The organism is bacterium (assembly GCA_016786595.1).
Lineage (GTDB): Bacteria > Bdellovibrionota_C > UBA2361 > SZUA-149 > JAEUWB01 > JAEUWB01.
On sequence record JAEUWB010000024.1, the window covers coordinates 1 to 8,057 of the forward strand.

Annotated in this window: 12 protein-coding genes; 10 read left to right on the top strand and 2 right to left on the bottom strand. The window is 44.7% G+C overall.

The features are described from left to right. The 5 genes from tuf to JNK13_04210 all read left to right on the top strand — a co-directional run. A partial coding sequence (tuf, locus tag JNK13_04190; protein ID MBL7661935.1) for an elongation factor Tu occupies positions 1 to 340 on the top strand: 340 nt, incomplete at its 5' end. Between the two features lie 193 nt (positions 341 to 533). Beyond that, on the top strand, positions 534 to 845 hold the full coding sequence (gene rpsJ, locus JNK13_04195) for a 30S ribosomal protein S10 (protein MBL7661936.1): 312 nt from the start codon (positions 534 to 536) through the stop codon (positions 843 to 845). A gap of 38 nt (positions 846 to 883) precedes the next feature. Further along, a complete protein-coding gene (rplC, locus tag JNK13_04200; GenBank protein ID MBL7661937.1) occupies positions 884 to 1,528 on the top strand; it encodes a 50S ribosomal protein L3 in 645 nt (214 codons plus the stop codon). 73 nt (positions 1,529 to 1,601) lie between these two features. Next, on the top strand, positions 1,602 to 2,213 hold the full coding sequence (gene rplD / locus JNK13_04205; protein MBL7661938.1) for a 50S ribosomal protein L4: 612 nt from the start codon (positions 1,602 to 1,604) through the stop codon (positions 2,211 to 2,213). A gap of 238 nt (positions 2,214 to 2,451) precedes the next feature. Further along, positions 2,452 to 4,431, top strand: a complete 1,980-nt coding sequence (locus JNK13_04210) for a flippase-like domain-containing protein (GenBank protein ID MBL7661939.1) — start codon at positions 2,452 to 2,454, stop codon at positions 4,429 to 4,431. Here the strand turns inward: JNK13_04210 and JNK13_04215 are convergent. Further along, positions 4,406 to 4,660, bottom strand: a complete 255-nt coding sequence (locus tag JNK13_04215; protein ID MBL7661940.1) for an amphi-Trp domain-containing protein — start codon at positions 4,658 to 4,660, stop codon at positions 4,406 to 4,408. The two genes, JNK13_04210 and JNK13_04215, sit on opposite strands and share 26 nt — an antisense overlap. A 51-nt stretch (positions 4,661 to 4,711) precedes the next feature. After that, the gene (locus JNK13_04220; GenBank protein ID MBL7661941.1) at positions 4,712 to 5,125 is read right to left on the bottom strand and encodes a hypothetical protein; all 414 of its coding nucleotides are present in this window, start codon (positions 5,123 to 5,125) and stop codon (positions 4,712 to 4,714) included. Between the two features lie 414 nt (positions 5,126 to 5,539). On the opposite strand from JNK13_04220, the gene rplW reads away from it, so the two are divergent. The 5 genes from rplW to rpsC are packed head-to-tail and all read left to right on the top strand — an operon-like array spanning position 5,540 to position 8,044. Beyond that, positions 5,540 to 5,833 (top strand): 50S ribosomal protein L23, encoded by a 294-nt coding sequence (rplW, locus tag JNK13_04225; protein ID MBL7661942.1) that lies wholly within the window; start codon positions 5,540 to 5,542, stop codon positions 5,831 to 5,833. 18 nt (positions 5,834 to 5,851) lie between these two features. Continuing rightward, the gene (rplB, locus tag JNK13_04230) at positions 5,852 to 6,676 is read left to right on the top strand and encodes a 50S ribosomal protein L2 (protein ID MBL7661943.1); all 825 of its coding nucleotides are present in this window, start codon (positions 5,852 to 5,854) and stop codon (positions 6,674 to 6,676) included. 12 nt (positions 6,677 to 6,688) lie between these two features. Then, entirely contained in the window at positions 6,689 to 6,982 is a 294-nt protein-coding gene (gene rpsS / locus JNK13_04235; protein MBL7661944.1) for a 30S ribosomal protein S19, read from the top strand. Between the two features lie 20 nt (positions 6,983 to 7,002). Then, on the top strand, positions 7,003 to 7,368 hold the full coding sequence (rplV, locus tag JNK13_04240) for a 50S ribosomal protein L22 (protein ID MBL7661945.1): 366 nt from the start codon (positions 7,003 to 7,005) through the stop codon (positions 7,366 to 7,368). 4 nt (positions 7,369 to 7,372) lie between these two features. Beyond that, positions 7,373 to 8,044, top strand: a complete 672-nt coding sequence (gene rpsC / locus JNK13_04245; GenBank protein MBL7661946.1) for a 30S ribosomal protein S3 — start codon at positions 7,373 to 7,375, stop codon at positions 8,042 to 8,044. The last annotated feature ends 13 nt before the right edge of the window (positions 8,045 to 8,057 follow it).

Here is an 8,057-nt window from a genome sequence, read left to right on the forward strand (position 1 = left end):
AAAGCGTGAGGAAGTAGAGCGTGGGCAAGTGTTGGCAAAGCCAGGCTCAATTACTCCGCACACTAAGTTCAAGGGGGAGATTTATATTTTGACGAAAGAGGAAGGTGGTAGACATACGCCATTTTTTAAGGGCTACCGACCACAGTTTTACTTCCGTACGACAGACGTAACAGGCTCGATTGAGCTACCGGCGGGAGTGGAGATGGTGATGCCGGGAGATAATATTTCGGTAACGGTAGAGTTAATTACGCCGATAGCCATGGACAAGGAGCTACGTTTTGCGATTCGCGAAGGTGGACGTACTGTCGGGGCGGGTGTTGTTGCGGAGATTATCGCCTAGTTTATTAACTGTCATCCTGAGCGAAGCGTACGGAGTCGAAGGAACTCCAAACGCTGATGGTCGAAAATATTTGGAGATTTCGACTCACCACAAGTGGCTCGCTTCCCTCGGCCTGAGCTCGGGTCGAAGGCAAGATGACAAGATTGATGAAGTTTACAGGTAAAAGGCTTAACAAAAGAAGAGTGTAATTATGATTGGAAGTCAAAGAATAAGAATTAGACTTTGTGGGTATGACCACCATGTGCTCGACACGGCGATTCAGGAGATCGTGCAGGTCGTACGTCGCACCGGCGGAAAGGTTGCAGGGCCAATTCCACTACCTACTAAAATCGAACGTTTTACAGTGAATCGCTCGCCACACGTTGATAAAAAGTCGCGCGACCAATTTGAGATTCGCTCGCACAAGCGCTTGATCGATATTCTTGAACCAACTCAGCAGACAATTGATGATCTTGGAAAGTTGGAGCTTTCTGCTGGTATCGATGTGGAAATTAAGTTGCAGTAAACACTAAGGCAAATTTTAAAGATAGAAACAGAGGGAATATGAAGGCGCTCTACGGGAAAAAAGTCGGAATGACACGTTACTACACAGAGAAAGGTGAAGTTGTGCCTGTCACTGTTGTTGAGATGGAGCCGAACGTTGTATTCCAGGTCAAAACACCTGAGAAGGACGGTTATCGGGCTGTGCAAGTTGGTATTGGTTCTCAGAAACCACAGCGTGTAAATCGTGCAACGACTGGTCACATGTCAAAAGCAAAGAAGGGATTTGCTAAGTTTGTTGCTGAAATTCGCCTCGATACACCTGGACGTGAAGTTCAAGATGAATTTGAACTTGGCCAGGAAATTCGCTGCGATGCAGTTTTTAAGGCCGGTCAGAAAGTTGATGTTGTTGGTACGAGCACAGGTAAAGGCTTTGCTGGTGTGATGAAGCGCCATGGCATGGCGGGATTTGATGCTGGCCACGGAACTCACGAATATTTCCGTCACGGCGGATCAATTGGTTGTCGTAAATTTCCTGGACGTGTTTTCAAAAACAAACGCATGGGTGGTCACATGGGAACTGATCGTGTGATGCAACAAGGATTAACTGTTGTTGCCATCCGTTCAGAAGACAATGCGCTATTAATTAAGGGCGCAGTTCCAGGCGTAAAAGGTGGAATTGTTCTAGTTAGAGAATCTACAAGATAAGAAGTATTATTTGGAGTTAATAGTTGTGGCTACAACAAAAACTGCGAAAGCTGTGAAAGAAAAAAATTTACAAATTACAGTCGTCGATGCCAAGGGCGGCAAGGTCGGCACTAAGGACCTGTCTGCCGACTGGTTTGGTCAAACTGTAAAAGGACAACTTCTGCACGAAGTAGTGCGCTATCAACGTGCGAAGCAGCGCGCAGGTACGCACTCCACTTTGACACGTGCGGAAATGAGCGGTGGTGGACGTAAACCATTTAAGCAAAAAGGCACTGGCTCTGCTCGTGCTGGTTCCAATACTTCTCCACTTTGGACTGGTGGTGGAGCTGCGCATGGACCAAAGCCGCGATCCTATGAGTTTTCTCTCAACAAGAAAGAAAAGAAGCAAGCTTTGCAGTCTGCATTATCTGCCCGTCAAGCTGAGGGTTGCGTGATTGCGGTTGATAGTTTTGCGACAGACAATATCAAAACAAAAACTGCCGTTGATGTGTTGAAAAAATTGGGTATTTCTCCACGTTCAAAAACCTTAGTAGTAATTGCTGCAAGTGAAACAGCTACACAAAAAAGCCTACGTAATATCGATGGCGTAAAAATCGTTCGCCCTGAAGGGATTAACGTTTACGATGTGCTCGATGCTAAGCAAGTGCTTTTTGTTGGAAAAGCCTTAGAAGCTTTCACTGCTTAAGGCTAACTTAATTTTCGTTTAGTTAAATACTGTCGAAGAGGCAATCGCTCGGATTAAGCGACGTGTCGAATTGGGCGGGCATTTCATCCCAGATCACGTAGTGCGCCGCAGATTTGTAAGATCGCAAACACTTTTTACTTGATTGCGCTAGTAGTCGAAGAGCTAAACCACAATTTCTCCTGAGACAAACTTTTTGGCATAATCTACTTAGTCTGATTGCTAGAAGTTCTGCCAAACATTGAAACAGAAAAATTCACACATACCGCTCTTACTTAGTATTCTGCTGACGCTTGCGCTTTTGGCCTTTGTTTTCTCGACCATTTCCTTTGTGGACGTTCTTGACTTAATTCGCCAATCAAATCGCCGCTGGATCCTTGCGTTTCTAATCTGCTCATTTACGATGAGCATTTTTTCGACTTGGCGTTTTAGATTGCTGCTCCAGGCCTCCGGATTACAAACACCGCGGCTGGCGATGTATCTGATTGTGCTGGTGCGTAATCTTTTCTCAGATTTACTGCCTGCTCGAATTGGAACATTAATCTATGTCTATTTGGTGCAAACGCGTCTCGGCATCCCAATCGCTCCAGCACTTTCGTCTTTCAGCTATGCATTTTTGTTTGATCTGGTGGCCATGGCACCTTTAATTCTCTTTGCAGCGATATTCACTCTAGGGAGCGAAACTTTTTCTCCAGTTGCCTTCTTTGCCATTGGTTTTGGGCTCTTAATCGTCTTGGGTTCGATTGCGAAATATCTCCCACAGATTTTCCATTTATTACTTCAGCTTTTAGGCAGTAAGTTGCCGACAAAGCTCAATCAGTTTCTAAGCAAAGTCAGCGTTGAATTGGATGCTGTTGCTAATGCCAAGATATTGGGTCGCGTTCTAACGCTTTCTTTTGGGGTACGGCTTTGCAAATATCTCGGACTTTATGCTTTTCTGATCGCACTCCTAGAGCCGCGAGGCTACACCGTTTCAGAACTTCCATTTAGTAAAGTTTTTCTTGGAATGTGTGCCGCCGAGACTTCTAGCTCGCTGCCGATTTCTGGAATTGCCGGAATTGGCACATATCAAGGCACTTGGATTGCGGTATTTTCCCTACTTGGGTTTCCACTTGATTTAGCTAAACTGACCAGTATTTCACATCATCTTTTCACTCAAGGTTATGGGTATTCCTTGGGACTCATTGCATTTGTCCTCCTGCTGCTCCCATGGTTTAAACGTAAGCAACAAGTTGCAAATTATCAAACCGTACAAGTTGCGAAGATGAAGTCATTTATTAAGATTCTCACTTTTATTGTTTGCTCATTTTTAATTGCGCAGAGCACGTTATTGGCCGAGAAGCAAGACAAGGTCAAGTATGTCCAACAAAAGCCTGCTGAGAGTTCTGGCAATCAGCGTGTTATTTTTGATTCAAATCGCAGCGGTACTTTTGGCATTTATGAAGTGTCACGCCAGGGTGAACGTAAGATCGTCGATGAATCCCCTGCGCAAGAAATGTTTCCGGATTTAAGTCCTTCCAAGGATTTGTTGGTTTACGCCAACGCTAAGGGTGCTGGTCGTTACGCTGAAAGTTCGATTTGGATGGTCAAGCTGGATGGAAGCGATAGTCGTCTGTTAGCTCAAGATGGCACCTTTCCAAGTTTTACTGCAGATGGCAGGCATGTCATTTTTGAGCGTGATCGGAAAAAAGTAATCAGTATTGATCTAGCAACAAAAACAGAGCACGAGGTTTTTCCTGTTGAGCTAGCTTCGACTTGGGACAATTATGAAGTTGTCAAGCCGCGGATTAGCACAGATGGAAAGTTACTAACCTTTACTTCTGACAAAGGTGGGCGGTGGACAATTTGGCTATACTCAATTGAAGCGCGTCAAATCAAGAAAATTTCTGAAGGTTGCCAAGCTAGCTTTATCAATCCCGAAGAGCTTGTCTTGATTCGCAATCAAGATGTTAAAGCTGGTGCTGGTATCTTTAAAGCGAATCTTGTTTCAGGGACAGTCCAAAGTTTACTTGATCTTGATGGCCCACATGGGCACGAATACTTTCCGCGAGTTTTTGATAATACTCTCGTTTTCGCTGCGACATCTGCAAGCAATCACAGTCATGAAGATGGTGGTTATCAGCTCTTTCGTTATGACTTAGCAACAAAAGAGCTTTTAAGAATCAATTACGATAATGCCACCAATCGCTGGGGACTTACTTTTTTATATCCTTCCAACTAAACTGCAATTCAAGCTCATGGCTTGATCCTTCTTTTTCATGGACGACACTAAGCTTGGCGTTTTTTGGCACCGCAATCCGTGAACCCTTGATGGCAACTCTAACTGATTGATTTTTATTTAATGCAGTTGCGATACGAGTTAGTAGCTTGGCAAATGTTTTGCTTCTAATATTTCTCTCGATTTCACGGTCGAATTGTTTTTGAGGTTTTGCTTTGGCTTTAGCTTTCATGCTGTCCTTCAATTATGAAAAAGATTTTTCAAAAGCATCATATGATGAGCTCTAAACGTTTTGTAGATCGGCTTTAATTTCCTGTGGTGCTTGATTTTCTTGCTCGATCTTAGCACGAGCGTTCAAGCATACTTGTTGAATCACCGCGGCATTATTAGCCAGTGGAGTATTGAGCCACGTATCGAAATTTAACATCGACTTGAGTTGAGTTAGGCAACTAGGCGAAGTGACGTTTCCTTGCAGGCGAGTTACTTCAGCAAGCGCTTTACTGCCTGCGGCTTGAGCCTGTGGCGAGCTGGCAAGGCTAATGACCTGATTGACGACATAGTAGCCTATAGTGCCGACTACAACCAATCCAAGTATTGAAAATATGGATCCAACAATGAGGACCTTTTTCAATTTGCTTTTTAAATTCGTATTTTTACCAAATTGCTGAGCTAATAAAAATAATAGTTCGTTTTTCATAGTCTGCTTCCTGTTCTCTTTGTTCGGTAAGCAATAATATCTAATGTGCTGACATTTTTATAATTGATAAAAAGATACTGACTTATAGTTTAGATAAATGATTGAAGGTATCGCTTGATGATTGCAAAAGTTATTGGTCGGAGTTTCGAGTTAATCCTGTGCAATGGTCTATAGCTAATGCGCAACAATGCAAATAATATCTAATAATTTCGGATAGTTATGCTTGGAAATTAATCTAACGCCTTGAAGTTGCTATTTATTTGTCCATCTAGTATTAGAGCCCTCTCTTTTTTGGCGTAGGCCGAAAAGCGAATTTGAGCCTCGACATGAACTGATATGTCGAGTCGAAGCAAATTTTTATTAACTGCGTTTCCGAACAGATGGAAACGCCACAATATTGGTTGGTAGACTAAAATGTCTAGCGTTAAAGACAATCCATACGCCATTGTGCGTCGCCCAGTGATTACTGAAAAAACAGCACACGTATCTGCGCATAGCTGCGTAGTTTTCGAAGTTCATCCAGATGCTAACAAGTACGAAGTTAAAGGTGCAATCGAAAAAATTTTCGACGTTAAGGTTAAAGCCGTGCGCCTCGTCAACGTGCTTGGCAAAGAACGACGCAATGAAGCACTCAAGCGCGACATTCGCAAAAAAGCATACATCACACTTGCCGATGGCAGTGCACTTAACGTTATTGAAGGTCTATAGTAGGGAGCATATACAGTCATGGGTCTAAAATCGTTTCGACCAGTAACTCCAGTATTGCGCTTCAGAACTGTTGCTGATTTTTCTGAAATCACCAAAGATACTCCAGAAAAATCTCTTACAAGCTCAAAGCAGCGCACCAATGGACGTAATAGTTATGGACGCGTAACTGTGCGATTCCGCGGCGGTGGACACAAGCGCCGTTATCGTTTTATTGATTTCCGTCGTGATAAAGTCGGTATCCCAGGTCGTGTTGCCGCGATCGAATACGATCCAAATCGTAGCGCCCGTATCGCCCTTGTGCACTACGCTGATGGCGAAAAGCGCTATATCATTGCCCCAATTGGTTTAACTGTTGGTCAGCAAATCCTTGCTGGTAGTGATGCCGAAGTAAAAACTGGTAACGCACTTCAGCTTAAAGACATTCCTGTCGGTGAAATGATTCACAACGTTGAATTGCAACCTGGCGGTGGTGCTAAAATTGCTCGCGGAGCTGGAACAGCAGCGCAGTTGATGGCTAAGCTTGACGCGCAATATGCGCTTGTGCGCTTGCCTTCTGGTGAGCAGAAGAAAATCCTTTTAACTTGCCGTGCAACGATTGGCACAGTCAGTAACCCAGACCACGCAAACGTAGTCTGGGGTAAGGCTGGTGCTTCACGCTGGCGTGGGCGCATGCCGCATAACCGCGGTGTGTCTCAAAACCCAGTCGACCATCCGCACGGTGGTGGTGAAGGTAAGACATCTGGTGGACGCCATCCGGTAACTCCGTGGGGTCAGCCAACTAAAGGATTTAAGACACGTAATAATAAACGCACTGATAGTTCAATCGTGCGTAGACGTAAGTAGGAGGGATGATTTGTGGCTCGTTCGATTAAGAAAGGACCATTTGTTGATTTACACGTGATGAAATGGGTGGAGCGTGCGAAGAATGGTCAGCACAAAGGACCAATTAAGACTTGGTCACGCCGCTCAACGATCACTCCTGATATGATTGGCTTAACTTTTGCTGTGCATAACGGCAAAAAATTTAATCCGGTTTACGTCACAGAAAATATGGTGGGACATCGCCTTGGAGAGTTCTCTCCGACGCGAATTTTCATCCAGCATGGTGGTGTGAAGAAGGTCGCTGCAACGACAACAGGTAAGAATTAATTAAGCTTTAAGGATTTTCTATGAAGACAGATAAGGAAAACGAAGGCTACGTCGCTAAGGCAAGCTTGATGAACGTACGCGTATCTCCTCAACGAGCCCGACTTGTTGCAGATTTAGTGCGCGGACTTAAACTTGCTAGCGCGCTTTCCGAGTTGGATTTTTGCGACAAAAAGACAGCGCCACTTTTAAAGAAATTGCTGCTCTCTGCAGCCGCTAACGCTAAGCAATTAGCTTCGGCAAATGTTGATGAGTTGTATGTAAAGCGTATTTGGGTTGATGAAGCGCGTAAATTAAAACGCTTTATGCCACGTGCGCAGGGCCGAGCCACTCCGATTGTTAAGCGTAGTAGCTCAATTCATGTTCAATTAGACGAGGTTGGAGCATAAAATAATGGGTCAAAAAGTTCATCCATTTGGATTTCGTATTGGTGTCACCGAGACCTGGAATTCTCGCTGGTTTAAAAAGCGCGACTATGCTGTGCAACTTAAGCAAGATTTCTTTTTGCGGGAGTTCATCGCTAAACGTTTAGCTAGTGCTGGAATTTCTCGCATTATCATCGAGCGTGCTGCTAACCGTGTGAAGATTAATGTGCGTACTGCGCGTCCCGGCCTAGTAATTGGCAAGAAGGGTAAGGAGATCGAAGATCTGCGTAACGAACTGAAGCGCATGGTTGGGCGTGATGTCACGATTAATATCGTCGAAATCCGCAAGCCGGACTTAGATGCTCAGCTTGTTGCTGACAATATTGCTAGCCAGCTGATGCGCCGTGTTGCATTTCGCCGAGCGATGAAAGATGCAATTGGCCGCTCCATGCGTATGGGCGCAGAGGGCGTGAAGGTTTGTGTTGCTGGTCGACTTGGTGGTGCTGAAATTGCCCGCACAGAGTGGAGCCGAGAAGGTCGTGTGCCACTGCATACGCTACGTGCCCAAATTGACTATGGCTTTGCCGAGGCACTCACAACTTACGGCATCATTGGCGTTAAATGTTGGATTTTTAGAGGTGAAAAAGCGGAACCAATTGATGTTGTCGAAACTCAAACAACTCAGGCCGCAGCGAATTAGGAGTTAGGTATGT